The organism is Streptomyces sp. NPDC001157, assembly GCF_053598255.1.
In genome coordinates this window covers 98,444-115,405 of record NZ_JBSFJW010000004.1, presented here as the reverse complement: position 1 = coordinate 115,405, position 16,962 = coordinate 98,444, and the positions used below count along the sequence as shown (strand labels likewise).

Genomic DNA, 16,962 nt, shown 5'->3' with positions numbered 1-16,962 from the left:
TGCGGTTGTTTCACTCTGGGTTGGAGTCGGACGGCGACCGGGCGGTGATGCGGTCGGTCTTCGACGGGGTTTGCGGGAGCAGTCGGGTGGCCGTGGTCAGCAGAGCTGCTCCGAGGGCGAGCAACAGGGGGCGGTAGTCGGTGAGTTCGACCAAGGTCGCGCCGGCTGCCAGGCCGAGTACGTTCGGCGTGAAGATCAGTGTGTTGGCTGTGGCGGCCGTGCGGCCCAGCAGTGCGTCCGGGGTCTCGTGCTGTACGGCGGTCAGTGCGGCGATCAGGACGCAGGGCAGTCCCGCCCCGATCGCCGCGCTGCACAGCAGGGCGACCGGGTCCCAGGGGACGGCCCGCGCGGCGACCGCGACGCCCGTGAGGGCGATTCCGCAGGCTGCGAACCGGTGTCCGCCCAGGCGGCGCAGTGCCGGGCCGGAGGCCAGGCCGACGGCGACCGAGCCGACGCCCTGGACGGCGTACAGGACACCCGCGTAGGCGGGGGAGTGCCCGAGGCCGTCGATGACGGCGTAGAGCAGCGCCCCGGACAGCCCCGCGCAGAACATCGTGGTGCCGCCCGCCAGGACGAGGGGGCGCAGCCGGGCGTGCGTCCACAGGTGTCCGACGCCCTCCGCGGTCCGTGACCCCCGGCCGCTCGCGGGCGGCCGCGGCCTCTCCTCGTGGACACGCAGCAGTGCGTACGCGCCTGTGGCCAGCACGAACGTGACAGCGTCCAGCAGGGCGACGCTCGGGCCGCCGTACGCCGCGAAGAGGGCCGCGCCCGCGAGCGGGGCCACCAGCTTCATGCCCTCGGTGGCCGTCATGCGCAGTCCGTTGAAGTCGCCCAGCAGGGACCGGTCGACCGCGGCCGCGACGAGAGCCGACTCGGCCGCGTCGTGTACGACGCCTGCGGCGCCGTACACGAACAGGACCGTGTAGAGCAGCCACAGCCGCCCCGGGGAGTCGACGGCGAAGAGGGTGAGCAGGAGGGCGGCCAGGAGCAGGTTCACGCCGATGAGAAGGGGTTTGCGGCGGAAGCGGTCGGCGAGGGTGCCGAGCAGGGGGCCCGCGAGCGTGGGCGCCCACATGGCGAGCAGGCACAGCGCGGCCAGTCCGTCCGAGCCGGTCAGCTCCTTGGCCCACACGCCGGACGCCAGCCACAGCGCCGACGTCCCGAAGCCGGAGATCACCACGCCGGCGAGATACAGGCCCGCGTCGCGATCCCGCAGGACCCGTACGACTGCCCATGTCGATGTCGTCATGCCTGGCCATCGTGGGTCTAAGGCCCCCGGTCGGGGATCAGGCATGTGCCTTAAGAACCCGGCCGCACTCCAGGCCTCCCACGACTTCCTACTGGCCGCGGCCGGGCGACCCGTGCAGGGGCGGCGGCATCTTCGGGCCCGTGGTGCCCCTTACCGCCTCAGGATCCGCTGCTCGACCGGACGGTGTGGCTGAGCGGCCGCTACCCGGGGTGGACGCGCACGCCGTGACGTGCGGGGCGATGGCGTCCGCCGGGCCAGGACCCCTCGTCCGAGTCCGAACTGCCGCCCTGCAAGCCCAACTTCCTTTGTCAGAAGCATTGACGCAACATGCGCCCCCTCCTACCTTCAACGCGTCGTACTTCGTACGTCATATATGAGACGCGATACGCGAGATCAGATACCGAGCTCTGATACCGAGCTCTGATACGTGACTTCCGAGAGGCGCGTATGACCTCTGTGCCCACGCCGATCCCGTCCCGCACGCAGTACGTGCTGGACGCGATCAAACACCGCATCCTCACCGGGCAGTTGACGCCGGGTAAGGCCCTGGTCGAGACCGAGCTCGCCGCGCAGTTCGGGGTGTCCAAGACCCCCGTGCGCGAGGCGCTCAAGACCCTGGCCGGTACCGGGCTCGTCGTGATGAGCCAGTACAAGGGCGTCACGGTGCGCATGGTGGACGCGGACATGGCGCGTGAGGTGTACGACGTGCGGCTGCTGCTGGAGCCCGAGGCGCTCAGGCGTGCGGTGCGGCGAGGGGCCTCCCTCGACGCCGCACGCACCGCGCTGACCAGGGCCGACGACGCCACCGATACCGCCGAACGGTCCCTCGCCAACCGGGAGTTCCACCGCGCCCTGTACCTGCCCTGCGGCAACCCGCTGCTCGGCCGCATGCTCGACGAGGTCCGCGACCAGGCGGCCCTCGTCTCCACCGTGGCCTGGGCGGCCTCGCCCTCCTGGGAACGGGAGGCCGGCGAGCACCGCGAGATCCTGCGGCTCGCCCTGGCGGGCGACGCCGACGGCGCGGCCCGCGCCCTGCACGCCCATATCGCGTCCTTCGTCGAGCGAGCGTTCCCCCAGGCAACCGACCAGGCAACCGGCCAGGTCACGGACCAGGCAGCGAACCAGGAAGGCACCGCATGAGCAGCGTGACGTTCGAGACCCAACGGGCCGCCCTGGCCGACGTGGTGGCGATCCCGGTGACTCCGTTCGCCGAGGACGGCACCGTCGACCAGGACGCCCACCGGGCCCTGCTGCGTCGGCTGCTCGAAGGCGGGATCGGCATCCTCACCCCCAACGGAAACACCGGCGAGTTCTACGCCCTGGCCCCCGAAGAGCGCCGTCTCGTCACCGAGTTGACCATCGAGGAGACCGGCGACCGCGCAGCGGTCCTCGTCGGCGTCGGCCACGACCTGCCCACCGCCATCGCCTCCGCCCGGCACGCCCGCGAGCACGGCGCCCAGATGGTGATGGTCCATCAGCCCGTCCACCCGTACGTCTCCCAGGGCGGCTGGGTCGACTACCACCGCGCCATCGCCGAGGCCGTCCCCGAACTGGGTGTCGTCCCGTACATCCGCAACGCCCTGCCGGCCGGCGCCCGCCTCGCCGAACTCGCCGACACCTGCCCGAACGTCATCGGCGTCAAGTACGCCGTCCCGGACGCCGCCAAGTTCGCCGCCTTCGCCCGGGACGCAGGGCTCGACCGCTTCGTCTGGGTCGCCGGTCTCGCCGAGCCCTACGCGCCCTCGTACTTCTCCGCGGGCGCCACCGGCTTCACCTCCGGACTCGTGAACGTCGCCCCCTCCGTCTCGCTGAACATGATCGAAGCCCTTCGATCCGGGGACTATCCGGCCGCCATGAAGGTCTGGGAGCAGATCCGCCGCTTCGAGGAACTCCGCGCGGCCAACGGTTCCGCCGACAACGTCGCCGTCGTCAAGGAGGCCCTCGCCTCCCTCGGCCTGTGCCGGCGCGACGTCCGCCCGCCGAGCAAGGAGCTGCCGGAGGACGCACGCGCGGAGGTCGCCGCGATAGCAGCCGGGTGGTCGATATGACCCACAGGAAGAGCCCGGAAGAGCTCAGAAGCCACCAGTGGTACGGCACCGAGGGCCGGCTGCGCACCTGGTCGCACAACGCCCGTATGCGTCAGCTCGGTTACGAGGCGGAGGAGTACCGGGGCCGCCCGGTGATCGCCGTCCTCAACACCTGGTCCGACATCAACCCCTGCCATGTCCATCTGCGCGAGCGCGCCGAGGCGGTCAAGCGGGGCGTGTGGCAGGCCGGCGGCTTCCCGTTGGAGTTCCCCGTCGCCACGCTCTCGGAGACGTACCAGAAGCCGACCCCGATGCTCTACCGCAACCTGCTCGCGATGGAGACGGAGGAACTGCTGCGGTCGTACCCGGTCGACGCGGCCGTGCTGCTCGGCGGCTGCGACAAGTCGACCCCGGCGCTTCTCATGGGCGCCGCCTCGGCCGACGTACCGTCGATCTTCGTGCCCGCGGGGCCGATGCTGCCGGGGCACTGGCGCGGTGAGACCCTCGGCTCCGGCACCGACATGTGGAAGTACTGGGACGAGCACCGCGCCGGCAACCTGACGGACTGCGAACTGCGGGAGTTGCAGGGCGGGTTGGCGCGTTCGCCCGGTCACTGCATGACCATGGGGACCGCCTCCACGATGACCGCGGCGGCCGAAGCCCTCGGCATGACGCTGCCGGGCGCCTCCTCGATCCCCGCCGTCGACTCCGGGCACGAGCGGATGGCCGCCGCCTCCGGGCGCCGTGCCGTGGAACTCGCCTGGACCGGGCTCAAGCCGTCCGGGATCCTCACCCGCGAGGCCTTCGAGGACGCCGTCACCACGGTGCTCGGGCTCGGCGGCTCCACCAACGCCGTCATCCACCTGATCGCGATGGCCGGGCGCTGCCAAGTCCCGCTCACCCTCGACGACTTCGACCGCATCGCCCGCACCGTGCCGGTGCTGGCCGACGTCCGGCCCGGCGGACAGACGTACCTCATGGAGGACTTCTACTTCGCCGGCGGTCTGCCCGCCTTCCTCTCCCGGATCACCGACCTGCTGCACCTGGACCGGCCGACGGTGGCCGGCACCCTGGGGGAGCAGATCGACGGCGCCGTCGTCCACGACGACGACGTCATCCGCACCCGCGAGAACCCGGTCGCCGCCGAGGGCGGAGTCGCCGTCCTGCGCGGCAACCTCTGCCCCGACGGCGCCGTCATCAAGCACATCGCCGCCGAGCCGCACCTGCTCAAGCACACCGGCCCCGCGGTCGTCTTCGACGACTACAAGGCCATGCAACGCACCATCAACGACCCCGGGTTGAATATCACGGCCGACAGCGTGCTGGTGCTGCGGGGCGCCGGCCCCAAGGGCGGCCCGGGCATGCCGGAGTACGGCATGCTGCCGATCCCCGACCACCTGCTCAGGCAGGGCGTGCGGGACATGGTCCGGATCTCCGACGCCCGTATGAGCGGTACGAGTTACGGCGCCTGCGCACTGCACGTCGCACCCGAGTCGTACATCGGCGGCCCGCTCGCCCTCGTCCGCTCCGGCGACCTCATCACCCTCGACGTCGAGGCACGCTCCCTCCATCTCCACGTGGGCGACGAGGAGTTGGAGCGACGCCGGGCGGACTGGACACCTCCGCCCACCCGTTACGAGCGCGGCTACGGCGCGCTCTACAACGACCAGATCACCCAGGCAGACACAGGCTGCGACTTCAAGTTCCTGTCCACCCCGGGCAAGGTCCCAGACCCGTACGCCAGCTGAAAGCGCTCCTTCAGGGCGCGGGGCTGTATCGATATGCGGCTTCGCCGCGTGGGCTGATCGCTCCGGCGGCCCTGCTCATGCTGGGCTTCATCGCCTACCCGGAGCGGGCCGCGAGCGCCATGTTGGAGACCTTGCGCACGCATCCGAAGGTGCGCGACAGCTCGGCTGCCTGCGCATCGGTCGGATGGAAGCGGTATTTGCGCGCTTCACGTGTGGGGACATGGCTCACGAACTATCACCTCATTTTGTGGGCACTGATGGGCCGTCGGAGTGAAACGCCGAACGGACATGGAAGCGACGCGGCATCAGGAGGTGTCCAATGAATGTCATGAGCATCGCTGTTCCCGTCGTCCTCGCGGGCGCGCGCGGCCACGGCCGCTGGCATCTGGACAACATCCGTCGGCTCCAGGACAAGGGGATCGTACGGCTGGCAGGCATCTGCGAGCTGACCCCGCTGGCTCCCGACGAGATCCCGGACGGCCTCGGCACGCCCGAGCAGTCCGCCGACTTCGGCGCGCTCCTCGACTCCACCGGCGCCCGGATCGCCGTGATCTGCACCCCCATCCCCACCCACACCGACCTGGCGCTCACGGCCGCCCGCAAGGGTGTGCACCTGTTGCTGGAGAAGCCGCCCGCGCCGTCGTACGCCGAGTTCCGGCGGATGGCCGACGGGATCGCCCAGGCGGGCGTGGTCTGCCAGATCGGCTTCCAGTCGCTGGGTTCGCACGCCGTACCGGCGATCCTCGGGATGGTCGCCGAGGGCGCCGTCGGCGAAGTCGTCGGGGTCGGCGGGGCCGGTGCCTGGGTGCGCCCCGAGGCCTACTACCGGCGGGCGCCCTGGGCGGGCAAACGGCGCCTGAACGGCGTCGACGTCATCGACGGCGTGCTCACCAACCCCCTGGCGCACGCCGTCGCCACCGCGCTCGCGGTCAACGCCACCACACGCGCCGAGGACGTCACCGGCATCGAACTCGAGCTGCTGCGCGCCAACGACATCGAGTCCGACGACACCTCCTGCGTCCGCGTCACCACCGCACCGGGGCGAAAGGTCACCGTCGCCGCGACCCTGTGCGCCGAGCGGGACGACGAACCGTATGTCGTCGTGCACGGCACCCGCGGCCGGATCACCTTCTTGTACAGGCAGGACCGCGTCCTGCTCCAGCGCGCCGACCACGGCCCCGAGGAGTACGAGTACGGCCGTACCGACCTGCTGGAGAACCTGGTCGACCACCTCACCGACGGCGCCGACCTGCTGGTCACCCCGGACGCAACGGGCGCCTTCATGAAGGTCGTCGAAGCGATTCGGCAGGCGCCCGACCCGGCCCCGCTGCCGACCGCGGCCTGGCATCTGATCCCCGACGAGGGCCGCAGGGTCGTGCCCGGCATCGACGGACTCGTCGCGGCCGCCGCCGACACCCTCGCCCTCTACTCCGAGCTCGGCGCCACCTGGGCCCCACCGAAGGAGGTGAGCACCTGAACGCCCGCAGCTCCAGTGGCACCCTGCCCGCGACGACCTTCCTGACGACGGGGAGTACGACGATCGGGGCGACGAGGAACTGAGCTGCAGCTATCCGGAACCGGCCCGTCCGGGCGGCTTGACCCGTTTTTTGCCTGTGGGAGAGATATCGATCAGGCAACGGGTCTCGCGCCCACCCGGATGACGCGCGTAGAAACCTGTCATGCATAAGTCACTGCGTATCGCGGCGATCGCCGCAGCGTGTGCCCTCGCCGGCGGCGCCCTGTACGGCGCCGGTGCGGCCACGGCCGGCCAGTCCACGGCCAACTCCACCCACGAGCCGTACAACATCGGGCTCCTGGTGAAGGACATCGACACCTATTACGGCACCACGGCCGACGCGGGCGGCGTCTACCAGGCGTCCCCGGACAGCCCGTACGCCCAGGACCTGGCGCGGCTCGACTCGGCCGCCCGGAAGTACATAGACCGGGCCGCCCGCAAGGCGCACCACCGGGGCGAGAAGCCCGCGGTCGTCTTCGACATCGACGACACGCTGCTGCTCAGCCTCGACTACGAGAAGCGGTACAACTACACGTTCAACCCGACCACGTGGGCCGACTACGTGAACAAGGCCGACCGCCCGGGCGTCTTCGGCAGTGCGGAGCTGGTCCAGTACGCCGAGTCCAAGGGCGTCGAGGTCTTCTACAACTCGGGGCTGAGCGAGGCGCAGCGCACGGCCGCCGTCGCGAACCTGAAGAAGATCGGCGCCGATGTGAACCTCGACGCCGACCACATGTTCCTCAAGGACAAGGCGAACCCGCCGGCCTACCTGAGCGCCTGCGCCACGCCGGGCGCCTGGACCTGCACGACCGTGCAGTACAAGTCCGGCACGCGCAAGCACATCGAGGACGACCTCGGCTACGAGATCGTCGCCAACTTCGGTGACCAGTACTCGGACCTGGACGGCGGCTACGCCGACCGCACGTACAAGCTCCCGAACCCGACGTACTTCGTGTCCTGACCCGTTCTGACCTTCCTGATCTGTCCTGACCTGTGCTGACCTTCCCGGTCAGTCGCACGTCCTGAGCAGCCGCTCGTACTCGGCCCCCGTCACCGGCAGCACCGTGCCGTGGCGGGGGCCGGGCGCGTCGTGCTACGCGGTGCGGGTCATCAGGGGGAAAGAGCATGTCAACAGCTGAGCGTGGGGACGGGAGTCAGCGAGAGTTTCGCCTGCTTTCGAGGACACGCGGCAACCTCTTCCGGCCACGGCGGCGACTGGCTTTCAGAAACGGCCGGGAGGGGCCCCTCCGGCCCCGTTTCGTTCCCACTCCCTAGGAAAGGAACGCCCAGTGCGACTCAGCACCGGACGCCACCGCAGGACGCGCACGCTCTCGATCGCCGCGGCGGTGGCCGTCTCCGCCGGGGCCGGCGGCGTCTACCTCGGCCTCTCGGACGGCGGCGCCCAGGCCGCCACGACGACGGTCACGGTGTCCACCACGGCCCAGCTGGAGTCGGCCGTGAAGAACGCGGCCGCGGGCACCGTCATTCAGGTGCGCGGCGGGACGTACTACCCCACGGCCACCCTCAAGTCCACGGCGAGCGGCACCGGTTCGAACCGCATCACGCTGCGGGCCCACGGCAGCGAGAAGGTGAGGATCGACGGCTCCAAGCTGCCCGCCGGGTCCTGGCTCACCGGGATCTACGGCAGCTACTGGACCGTCCAGAACCTCACCTTCCAGCACTCCCCGGCCCAGGGCTTCGTCGTCACCTCGTCGACCGGTGGCATCTTCAAGAACCTCGTCACGGCCGACAACGGAGACTCCGGGTTCACGCTGCGCGGCGACGACACCGTCGACAACCTCGTGCAGAACCTGGACAGTTACGGCAACTACGACCCCGCCGGGCACGGCCAGAACGCCGACGGCATCGCCATCAAGTTCGGCTCCGGCACGGGCAACAAGGTCACCGGCGCCCGCCTCTACGACAACTCCGACGACGGCCTCGACCTCTGGCAGTTCTCCTCGCCGGTCACCATCGAGCACTCCTGGGCCTTCGGCAACGGCAAGAACCGCTGGAACGACTCCGCATTCGAGGGCAACGGCAATGGATTCAAGCTGGGTGGCGGAGGCGTCGCCGTCGCACACGTCGTGAACAACAACGCGGCCTGGGACAACACGCTCAACGGGTTCACCGAGAACTCCAACACCGGCGCGATCGCGCTGAACCGCAACACCGCCTACGCCAACACCGAGGCCGGGTTCTGCTTCGCCACCGGCAAGGCCCGGCTCGCCCGGAACCTCGCGGTGAGCGACAAGGGCGGGATGGACAACCCGGGTTCGAGGACCGTCTCCGCAGCGAACAACTGGGACAGCGGGGTCGGTACGCCGGCCTTCAGGTCGACGGACGCCACCTCGGCCTACGGCGCCCGCAAGGCGGACGGCTCACTCCCCGCGACGGCCTTCCTCACCACGAGCTCGACCACCATCGGCTCGACGATGAACTGAGGCGCACGAGGATGCGCAGGAAAACGCCCCGCCGGTCGTCACCGGCGGGGCGTTTCTTCTGCTGACCGAGGGGGGCTCAGGTCAGCAGGTCCAGGCAGTCGAACGACGTACCGGCGCTGAGATAGGCCGTGCCGCCCGAACCGCTCACGATGTTGATCTTCAGGACGTTGTACTGAGAGGTGTCCGTCCGCCACGCACTTGTAGGGACGTTGAAACTGAAGGTGTGGTTGTTTCCACGATACGAACCCGTGGTGAGGGAACGAGTCGAGGGCTGTGTGGGTGCTGTGGGAATGACCGAAACCCAGTCGTTCACGGCCACCCGCGGCCGCCCGCCGGCGAACGCGTCCGTCACCCCGACCCGCAGCGTGTGCGCCGCCGCGGCCTGCGCCTCGGTCAGCTTGAAGTAGACCAGGATCCCGTCGTTGACGCCCTTCCACATGTACGCGGGGAAGGACGCGGCCTCGCTGCCGCTGCCGATGGTGACGTTGCCGGTCCACTTGGCCGCGCGGGCGTCGGAGGGATGCGCGTACGTCATCAGCCTGGCGTTCTTGAACTCGCCGGGCGTGCCGTCCCAGTCGCCGAGCCGCCAGACGGCGGAGGCGGCGGACGGGTCACCGGTGATGCTCAGGGTGTGCAGGGACGTCGTACCGCCCGCCCTCACCTTCACCGACGCGGTGTGCACGGCGAGTTCGCCCTTGTAGACGGTCAGTGTGTACGTCCCCGGGAGCATCCCCTTGCAGGAGAAGGCGCCGGTGCCGGCCGCGGCCCTCGCCCAGTACTGCGCGTCGGGGTTGGCGAAGCCCACGGTGTAGGCGTACTTGGCGTCCATGCCCTTCAGGCCGACGCCCGCCACCTTGCCGCGGCCCGCCCTGCCGACCCAGCCGGTGATGCCGAGCCCGTCCACCCAGGAGGTGTCGAGGTTGGCCTGGAAGAGCGAGGGGGAGGGGGCGCCGCCGTCGGTGAGGGCGATGACGTACGGGCCCTGGAGGCCGAAGCGCTCCGCCTCCGTCTGGGCCTCGTTGTAGTGCAGGATCTCGTACAGGCCCGCGCCGCCGTCGTTCGAGTGCCGCAGCAGTGAGCGATAGAAGGGGCCGCCGGAGGCCTTCTCGTGGTTGGAGCGGACCATCCAGAGGCCGACCGAGCCCGTGGTGAAACCGACGTGGTCGTAGTCGATGGTGCGCTTGCCCGAGTAGTGCTTGGAGTGGGTCGTGCCGTCCGGATGCCGCCAGACGTCACCGGCCTCAATGATCTTGTCCGTGGTCGAGTTCCAGGCGTCCGAGCCCGTGTTGGGGAACATCCCCGGCTTGAGACGGACGATGTAGCGGGTCGCGGTGACGGAGGCGTCCTTCTTGTCCGTCCACAGGTAGACGTTGTTCTGGCCACGGCGGGCCGCGTACCACTGGGTGATCGCACCGTGCACGACCTTGATCAGGATGGTCGACCCCGACTGCTTGACGGTGACGGTGGAGGCCCCGAGCCCCGACTCCACGTGCGAGTGCTTGCCGCCGTAGCCCTCGTACTCCTTGCCCTTGTAGACCAGGGACGTGAGGTCGCCGGTCGTCTTGGAGACCTTGAAGACGAGGGAGGAGCCGGTGTCGACGACGTAGTCGCTGCCGTCGTCCTGGTAGCCGAAGCCCGCGGCGGACGCGGACGACAGCAGGCCGACGCCTCCCGCCACGGCGGCGCCGGTGGCGGCGACGCCGAGCGCGGAGGCCCCGAGCACCCGGCGGCGGGTGGGGTGTCTCTTGTGCGTGCTCAAGGGGCGAAAATCCCGTCGTACTTGAATGTTCACTCAGCTGCAGGTGAAGAGGAAGTCCTGTGCTTCCTGGTTGCCGCCGCCGAGGAACGGGTTGCCGCCCTTTTCAAGATTTTTTGCGCGGGATTCCGCGCAAGGTCCTCCTACGAGTCGCCCGCGTCGCCGGCGTGGGCTGCGAAGTCGCCGCTCACCGAGTGCTGGGTGCCGTCCGCCGTGGCCGTGATCACATAGGTGTCGCCCTTCGCGTCCCGGCCGCCGCGCAGATGGTTGTACTGCCCGGCGAACACCCACTCGCCCTTGGGGACCGTACGGCCCGCCTTGAGTGTCCAGGTGTAGACGAGGAAGCCGTTCTGCTCGCCGACCGTGAGGTCGAAGTCCTGCTCCGGCAGTGCGCGCCAGGCCCCGGTCGAGCTGACCCCGCCGGTCTGGGCGACCTTCAGCTGCACGGTCAGCGCGGTGAGTTGCTCGCTCGTCCTGAGCGTGATGTTGCTCTGCGCCCAGAAGTCGTTGCTGTGCGGGTCCACCGAGCCGTTCGACGACAGCGGGCCGTCGCTCTCGCCGGGGGCGGGCGGCAGCATGGAGGCCGAGGGCTTCGTGGTGGGGATGCTGCTCGGCTTGTGGGACTGCTGTGGGGTGCTCGGTGTTCGGTCCACCGGCGGGCCCGGCGCCCGGCTCGTCGCATCGGGCGACGGTGTGGGGGTCGGCGAGACCGCGACCGTCTGCCGCTGGGGAGTGTCGTCCTTCACCGCGGACGCCACCGCGTAACCGCCGACCGCGAGCATGCCCGCGACCGCGGCCGTCGCACTCACCACCCGGGCCCAGCCCCACACCGGCGGACGGGTCGCCCGGTGGTCGGGGCGGCTGTGCTCGCTCATGCCCCGCTCGATCCGCGCCAGGATCCTGGCCCGGTCCGGCTGGTGCGCCTCGGCCGTCTCGTGCAGCCGGGCGCGCAGCTCGTCGTGCACGTCCTGCTGCCTCATCGGTCGACTCCTCCGGTCTCGCCGCCGCGCGCCATCGCCACGTGCACCTTCCGCGGTACGCCCTGGGAACCGAGGATCTTCTGCAGTTCGGCCATTCCCTTGGACGTCTGGGACTTAACCGTACCCACGGAAACACCCAGGGCGAGAGCGGTGTCCTTCTCCGACAGGTCGAACGCGTGCCGAAGCACCACACACGCCCGTTTCCTGAACGGCAATCTGCGCAGAGCGGCCTGGACATCGACAACGCCCGCTATGTCGGGATTATCGGTCTTCTCCTCGCGCTGTGACCAGAACAGCGAGATCCGCCGGCGCTCGCGCACGGCGCTGCGGATCCGGGTGCGGGCCAGGTTGGCGACGACCCCGCGGGCGTACGCGGCCGGGTGGTCCGCGGCGCGTACCCGGTCCCAGCGGTGCCACAGGGCGAGCAGCGCATCGGCGGCCAGATCGTCGGCGGCGTCCGCCTCGCCTGTCAACAGGTGAGCGAGCCGGGACAGTTCGGCGTAGTGGCGCTCGAAGAAGGCGTGAAACTCCACGGAGGCTGCATCGTCGACGACAGTGCCCACGGGCGACCTCTCTGTGCGTGGCATGTAGATGGCATGTGATCATCCGGAGGAGGACCGGATGAGATCCGGAAGCGTAGCAGTGATGAACAACTCGGTTCGTACGGGGCTTCGAACGCAGTCTGGCGAGCCGACCGATTCCGTAACACGGAGAAAACCTGAAACGGGTTCACCGGGGGAACAATCCAGCCAGCATCCGCACACTGATCCATCAGGTACCTAGGAGCACCCGCCATGCCCGACACCGAGAAGACGGCCGACCGGTCAAGTGCCGCGCCACCAGCGACGCACGGCATCGACCGGTTCTTCAGGATCTCCGAGCGGGGATCCACCTTCGGCCGGGAGATACGCGGCGGCTTCGCCACGTTCTTCACCATGGCCTACATCCTTGTCCTGAATCCCATCATCCTCGGCAGCGCGAAGGACAAGTTCGGCCACAGCCTCGACACCGGCCAACTCGTCACCGCCACCGCCCTGGTGGCCTGTGTGATGACGATCATCATGGGCGTCGGCGGCAACCTCCCGCTCGCCATCGCCGCGGGCCTCGGCCTCAACGCCGTCGTCGCCTTCCAGCTCGCCCCGCTGATGAGCTGGTCCGACGCGATGGGCCTCGTCGTCCTGGAAGGCATCCTGATCTGCGTCCTGGTCGTGACCGGGCTGCGGAAAGCGATCATGGACGCCATTCCGCAGCAGCTCAAGCAGGCGATCGGCGTGGGCATCGGGCTGTTCATCGCCTTCATCGGCTTCGTCGACGCCGGGTTCGTCAGCCGTATCCCGGACGCGGCGCAGACCACCGTGCCGGTGCAGTTGGGGGCCGTGGGCAGGCTCACCGGCTGGCCCGTCCTCGTCTTCTGTCTCGGCGTGCTGCTCACCATCGCGCTGCTCGCGCGCAAGGTGAAGGGTGCGATCCTGATCAGCATCGTCACCATGACGGTCGTCGCGATCATCATCGACGCGGTGGCGGACATCAAGAGCTGGGGCCTGACCACCCCGCATGTGCCCGACAAGATCGTCTCCACGCCCGACTTCGGACTCGTCGGTCACTTCAGTCTGTTCGGCGGCTTTGCGAAGGCAGGGTTCCTCACCGCGGTCCTGCTGGTCTTCACCCTGATCCTGTCGGACTTCTTCGACGCCATGGGCACCATCGTGGGCATCAGCGCGGAGGCCGGACTGCTCGACGAGCAGGGCCAGGTGCCGGGTATCGGGCGGGTGTTGTTCATCGACGGCGCGGCGGCCGTGGCCGGCGGTCTGGGCTCCGCGTCCTCCAACACCGCGTACATCGAGTCGGCGGCCGGTGTCGGTGAGGGAGCGCGCACGGGCTTTGCGAACCTGATCACCGGTGGGTTGTTCGGGCTCGCGCTGTTCCTGACGCCGTTGCTGACCATCGTGCCGCTGCAGGCGGCTGCGCCGGCGCTGATCGCGGTCGGGTTCCTGATGATGACGCACGTCAAGCACATCGACTGGGACAAGTACGAGATCGCGATCCCGGCGTTTCTGACCATCGCCGCGATGCCGTTCACTTACTCGATCACCGACGGTATCGGGGCGGGCTTCGTGGCCTACGTGGTGATCAAGGCGGTGCTCGGCAAGGCCAAGGAGGTGCACTGGCTGCTTTGGGGGGTTTCGGCGCTGTTCCTCGTGTACTTCGCCATTGACCCGGTTGAGCAGGTTCTCGGGGTGAAGTGAGGGACGCTGCGCGGCCGGTGCGGGTTTGTAGTGGCTGGTCGCGCAGTTCTCCGCGCCCCTAAAAGAACGGGGCGCCCCCCTACGGGGGCTACTTCAGCGCCGCCTGCATCACTGCCTTGGCCACCGGGGCTGCCAGGCCGTTGCCGCTGACCTCCGAACGTGCCGCGTTCGACTGCTCGACCACTACCGCCACGGCTACCTCCTTGCCGGCCTCCTTGCCGTAGGACGTGAACCAGGCGTACGGCGTCTTGCTGTTGTTCTCGCCGTGCTGGGCCGTGCCGGTCTTGCCGCCCACGGTGGCGCCCGAGATCTGGGCGTTCGTGCCGGTGCCCTTCTCCACCACCGTCTGCATCGCCGACTGGAGTTGCTCGGCGGTCGAGGAGCTGACGATCTCCTTGGTGTCCGTGCCGTCGTCGTAGTTCTCCAGCACGTCACCGCCGCTGTCGGTGATCTGCGAAACCATGTGCGGCGAGACCAGCTTGCCGCCGTTGGCTATGGCGGCGGACACCATGGCCATCTGGAGCGGGGTCGCGGTGACGTCGTACTGGCCGATGCCCGTCAGGGCCGTGGAGGACTGGTCCATGTCGGAGGGGTAGACGCTGGGGTACGCCCGCACCGGCACGTCCTGCTCCTTGTCGTTGAAGCCGAACTTCTCCGCCATCGCCCGTACCTTGTCCTGGCCCAGGTTGAAGGCCATCTTCGCGAAGACGTTGTTGCAGGAGTACTGCAGCGCGGTGCGGATCGAGGCGTCCTCGCAGGGCGCGTTCGGGTTCTCGTTGGACAGGTCCTTGGTGGTGCCCGGCAGCGTGTACGGGTCGGGACTCTTCGTGTTCTCGTCCACCGACGAGTACAGCCCGTCCTCCAACGCGGCGGCCGCCACGACCAGTTTGAACGTCGAGCCCGGCGGCAGCGGCTGGCGCAGCGCGCGGTTGGTCAGCGGCTTGTCGGAGTCGGCGTTGAGCTTCTTCCAGGCCGTGCCCGCGGTGTTGGCGTCCGTCAGCGACGTCGGGTCGTACGACGGCGTCGACACGATCGCCAGGATCCTGCCGGTCTTCGGATCGATCGCGACGGCCGCGCCCTTCTTGTCGCCGAGCGCGTTGTACGCCGCCTTCTGCACGTCCGGGTCGATCGTCGTGACCACGTCGCCCGGGTCGGCACGCTTGCCGGTGATCGTGTCCATCACGGTCTTGAGGCGGCTGTCCGTCCCGTCGAGGACGTCCTGGTAGATGCCCTCCAGCTGGGTCGGGGCGTAGGCCTGCGAGGCGTAGCCCGTCACCGCCGCGTACAGCTTGCCGTCCTTGTACGTGCGCTTGTACTTGAGGTCGCTGTGCCTCGTCGCCGCGGAACCGGTGATCGCGTTGCCGCCCACGATGATGTTCCCGAGCGGGTCCGCGTACGTCTGGATCGCGTTGCGCCGGTTGTACTTGTCGTCCGCGAGCGCCTTGCCGTCGTAGAACTGCACCCAGGTCGCCCTGACCAGCAGAGCGATCACGAGCAGCAGTGTGAAGACGGAGGCCCGCCTGATCGTCTTGTTCATCCCACTCGGAAGACGATCAGAAGCGGGTCGATCGTTCCCATCCGTCCGACTTTCTCATCGGACGCTCATCCACGGCGGTGTCAGGCGTCCAGCGCGAGCACGAACTCGTCGATCTCCTCGCCGCGCGCGTTGGCGAACTCGGAGGCCCGGGCGGTCACTCGGAATCCGCACTTGCTGAGGACGCGCAGGGAGCCGGTGTTGTCGGCGGCCGCACGGGCGTACAGCGGACGCTCGGGCACCTGGGCCACCAGCTCCCGCAGCGCTGCCGTGGCGATGCCCCGGCCCCAGTACGCGCGGTCGATCCAGTAGGTGACCTCGCGCTCGCCCGGCTCGCCGTAAACCGCCGCGCTGCCCACGACGTCGCCGTCCGCCAGGACCGCGCGGAAGGCGGCCTCGGAGGCCCGGATCCGTTTCCAGCGGGCGTCGAACGCGTCCCGGTCGGCCGGATCCTTCGGGGTGAACGCGGCCATGCGCAGGGCCTCGGGATCGTTCATCTGCCTGAAGAAGACCGGCAGATCACTGTCGTGTACTTCACGGAGTACGACGTCCATGGCGTCGAAGCCTAGGAGTCACAGCCTCCGTGTAGCCAGAGTCAGCCGGTCCCGCGCGTCGAACAGCGCGTCCTTCACCATCTGCTCGTGCGCGGGCGTCAGCCGCGCCACCGGCACCGAGCAGCTGATCGCGTCACGCGCCGGAGTGCGGTAGGGAATCGCGACCCCGAAGCAGCGCAGGCCCAGCGTGTTCTCCTCACGGTCCACGGCGAAGCCCTGCTCGCGGACCTGGTGCAGCTCCTCGATGAGCTTCTCCCGGTCGGTGATGGTGTTCTCGGTCAGCGCCGGCAGGGTCTCCGGGAGCATCTTGCGGACCTGCTCGTCCGTGTAAGTGCTCAGCAGCGCCTTGCCCAGCGAGGTGGAGTGCGCGGGCAGCCGGCGCCCCACCCGCGTGAACGGGCGCAGATAGTGCTGCGACTGGCGGGTGGCCAGGTACACCACGTTCGTGCCGTCGAGGCGGGCCAGGTGAATGGTCTCCGTGGTGTCGTCCGACAGCCGGTCCAGGGTCGGGCGGGCCGCCGCGACCACCTCGTCGCCGTCGATGTACGACGTACCGACCAGCAGGGCCCGCACCCCGATGCCGTACCGCGTGCCCGTCGCGTCCGTCTCCACCCAGCCCAGCTCCACCAGCGTGCGCAGCAGCATGTACAGGCTGGACTTGGGATAGCCGACGGCCTCCTGGACCGAGGCCAAGGAGTGCATACCGGGCCGGCCTGCGAAGTACTCGAGCAGTTCCACGGTCCGCACCGCGGACTTGACCTGCGCCCCGCCGCCTGTCTCGCCTGCCGACATCGCCCTTGACCCCTTCGTTCGACGGGAAATAGTCTCCGACAGCATATTCATCATCAGAGACAGCGTTCAGTATATCGAACGACCCTGGTGGATGACCCAGATACTGCGGCAATACA

At 69.1% G+C, this 16,962-nt stretch carries 14 protein-coding genes and 1 pseudogene; 7 read left to right on the top strand and 8 right to left on the bottom strand.

The annotated features are described in order from the left end of the window. Positions 1–10 precede the first annotated feature (10 nt). On the bottom strand, positions 11–1,249 hold the full coding sequence (locus tag ACWDAG_RS08825; RefSeq protein ID WP_450694905.1) for an MFS transporter: 1,239 nt from the start codon (positions 1,247–1,249) through the stop codon (positions 11–13). 447 nt (positions 1,250–1,696) lie between these two features. On the opposite strand from ACWDAG_RS08825, the gene ACWDAG_RS08820 reads away from it, so the two are divergent. Genes ACWDAG_RS08820 through araD form a run of 3 tightly spaced genes read left to right on the top strand, consistent with a single transcriptional unit; the run spans position 1,697 to position 5,024 of the window. Next, the gene (locus tag ACWDAG_RS08820) at positions 1,697–2,389 is read left to right on the top strand and encodes a GntR family transcriptional regulator (protein WP_450694904.1); all 693 of its coding nucleotides are present in this window, start codon (positions 1,697–1,699) and stop codon (positions 2,387–2,389) included. Then, positions 2,386–3,297 carry a dihydrodipicolinate synthase family protein gene (locus ACWDAG_RS08815; RefSeq protein ID WP_450694903.1) on the top strand — a complete coding sequence of 304 codons (912 nt, stop codon included), beginning with the start codon at positions 2,386–2,388 and terminating at the stop codon, positions 3,295–3,297. Before ACWDAG_RS08820 ends, ACWDAG_RS08815 begins: the two co-directional genes overlap by 4 nt. Continuing rightward, the gene (araD, locus tag ACWDAG_RS08810) at positions 3,294–5,024 is read left to right on the top strand and encodes an L-arabinonate dehydratase (RefSeq protein WP_450694902.1); all 1,731 of its coding nucleotides are present in this window, start codon (positions 3,294–3,296) and stop codon (positions 5,022–5,024) included. Before ACWDAG_RS08815 ends, araD begins: the two co-directional genes overlap by 4 nt. A 100-nt stretch (positions 5,025–5,124) precedes the next feature. On the opposite strand, the pseudogene ACWDAG_RS08805 reads toward araD, so the two are convergent. Next, positions 5,125–5,253: pseudogene (locus tag ACWDAG_RS08805) on the bottom strand (helix-turn-helix domain-containing protein); the annotation flags it as partial. Positions 5,254–5,352: 99 nt separating this feature from the next. Between ACWDAG_RS08805 and ACWDAG_RS08800 the strand changes: the two are divergent. The 3 genes from ACWDAG_RS08800 to ACWDAG_RS08790 all read left to right on the top strand — a co-directional run bounded on the left by ACWDAG_RS08800 (position 5,353) and on the right by ACWDAG_RS08790 (position 8,984). After that, the gene (locus tag ACWDAG_RS08800) at positions 5,353–6,501 is read left to right on the top strand and encodes a Gfo/Idh/MocA family protein (protein WP_450694901.1); all 1,149 of its coding nucleotides are present in this window, start codon (positions 5,353–5,355) and stop codon (positions 6,499–6,501) included. Between the two features lie 202 nt (positions 6,502–6,703). Beyond that, positions 6,704–7,501 carry an HAD family acid phosphatase gene (locus ACWDAG_RS08795; protein WP_450694900.1) on the top strand — a complete coding sequence of 266 codons (798 nt, stop codon included), beginning with the start codon at positions 6,704–6,706 and terminating at the stop codon, positions 7,499–7,501. A gap of 328 nt (positions 7,502–7,829) precedes the next feature. Next, complete coding sequence (locus ACWDAG_RS08790) at positions 7,830–8,984, top strand: right-handed parallel beta-helix repeat-containing protein (protein WP_450694899.1); 1,155 nt, start codon at positions 7,830–7,832, stop codon at positions 8,982–8,984. A 76-nt stretch (positions 8,985–9,060) separates the two neighbouring features. Here the strand turns inward: ACWDAG_RS08790 and ACWDAG_RS08785 are convergent, their stop codons facing one another. The 3 genes from ACWDAG_RS08785 to ACWDAG_RS08775 all read right to left on the bottom strand — a co-directional run bounded on the left by ACWDAG_RS08785 (position 9,061) and on the right by ACWDAG_RS08775 (position 12,283). Next, a complete protein-coding gene (locus ACWDAG_RS08785) occupies positions 9,061–10,743 on the bottom strand; it encodes a rhamnogalacturonan lyase B N-terminal domain-containing protein (RefSeq protein ID WP_450694898.1) in 1,683 nt (560 codons plus the stop codon). Positions 10,744–10,883: 140 nt separating this feature from the next. Then, the gene (locus ACWDAG_RS08780; RefSeq protein ID WP_450694897.1) at positions 10,884–11,720 is read right to left on the bottom strand and encodes a hypothetical protein; all 837 of its coding nucleotides are present in this window, start codon (positions 11,718–11,720) and stop codon (positions 10,884–10,886) included. After that, the gene (locus tag ACWDAG_RS08775) at positions 11,717–12,283 is read right to left on the bottom strand and encodes a SigE family RNA polymerase sigma factor (RefSeq protein WP_450694896.1); all 567 of its coding nucleotides are present in this window, start codon (positions 12,281–12,283) and stop codon (positions 11,717–11,719) included. The genes ACWDAG_RS08780 and ACWDAG_RS08775 overlap by 4 nt, the downstream gene beginning before the upstream one ends. A gap of 231 nt (positions 12,284–12,514) precedes the next feature. On the opposite strand from ACWDAG_RS08775, the gene ACWDAG_RS08770 reads away from it, so the two are divergent. Then, positions 12,515–13,966, top strand: coding sequence for an NCS2 family permease (locus ACWDAG_RS08770; RefSeq protein WP_450694895.1), 1,452 nt, complete (start codon positions 12,515–12,517; stop codon positions 13,964–13,966). Positions 13,967–14,054: 88 nt separating this feature from the next. On the opposite strand, the gene ACWDAG_RS08765 is transcribed toward ACWDAG_RS08770, so the two are convergent. From ACWDAG_RS08765 to ACWDAG_RS08755, 3 genes are all read right to left on the bottom strand, one after another. Continuing rightward, positions 14,055–15,503 carry a peptidoglycan D,D-transpeptidase FtsI family protein gene (locus ACWDAG_RS08765; RefSeq protein WP_450694894.1) on the bottom strand — a complete coding sequence of 483 codons (1,449 nt, stop codon included), beginning with the start codon at positions 15,501–15,503 and terminating at the stop codon, positions 14,055–14,057. Between the two features lie 80 nt (positions 15,504–15,583). Then, the gene (locus ACWDAG_RS08760; protein ID WP_450694893.1) at positions 15,584–16,054 is read right to left on the bottom strand and encodes a GNAT family N-acetyltransferase; all 471 of its coding nucleotides are present in this window, start codon (positions 16,052–16,054) and stop codon (positions 15,584–15,586) included. An 18-nt stretch (positions 16,055–16,072) separates the two neighbouring features. Continuing rightward, a complete protein-coding gene (locus ACWDAG_RS08755; protein WP_004002235.1) occupies positions 16,073–16,846 on the bottom strand; it encodes an IclR family transcriptional regulator in 774 nt (257 codons plus the stop codon). Positions 16,847–16,962 lie beyond the last annotated feature (116 nt).

Bases quoted from the DNA above. Each gene is read 5' to 3' on its own strand.
- ACWDAG_RS08815 (WP_450694903.1), top strand. From the start codon at position 2,386: ATGAGCAGCGTGACGTTCGAGACCCAACGGGCCGCCCTGGCCGACGTG.
- ACWDAG_RS08825 (WP_450694905.1), bottom strand. From the start codon at position 1,249: ATGACGACATCGACATGGGCAGTCGTACGGGTCCTGCGGGATCGCGAC.
- ACWDAG_RS08765 (WP_450694894.1), bottom strand. From the start codon at position 15,503: ATGAACAAGACGATCAGGCGGGCCTCCGTCTTCACACTGCTGCTCGTG.
- ACWDAG_RS08755 (WP_004002235.1), bottom strand. From the start codon at position 16,846: ATGTCGGCAGGCGAGACAGGCGGCGGGGCGCAGGTCAAGTCCGCGGTG.
- ACWDAG_RS08800 (WP_450694901.1), top strand. From the start codon at position 5,353: ATGAGCATCGCTGTTCCCGTCGTCCTCGCGGGCGCGCGCGGCCACGGC.
- ACWDAG_RS08795 (WP_450694900.1), top strand. From the start codon at position 6,704: ATGCATAAGTCACTGCGTATCGCGGCGATCGCCGCAGCGTGTGCCCTC.
- ACWDAG_RS08780 (WP_450694897.1), bottom strand. From the start codon at position 11,720: ATGAGGCAGCAGGACGTGCACGACGAGCTGCGCGCCCGGCTGCACGAG.
- ACWDAG_RS08820 (WP_450694904.1), top strand. From the start codon at position 1,697: ATGACCTCTGTGCCCACGCCGATCCCGTCCCGCACGCAGTACGTGCTG.
- araD (WP_450694902.1), top strand. From the start codon at position 3,294: ATGACCCACAGGAAGAGCCCGGAAGAGCTCAGAAGCCACCAGTGGTAC.
- ACWDAG_RS08760 (WP_450694893.1), bottom strand. From the start codon at position 16,054: ATGGACGTCGTACTCCGTGAAGTACACGACAGTGATCTGCCGGTCTTC.
- ACWDAG_RS08770 (WP_450694895.1), top strand. From the start codon at position 12,515: ATGCCCGACACCGAGAAGACGGCCGACCGGTCAAGTGCCGCGCCACCA.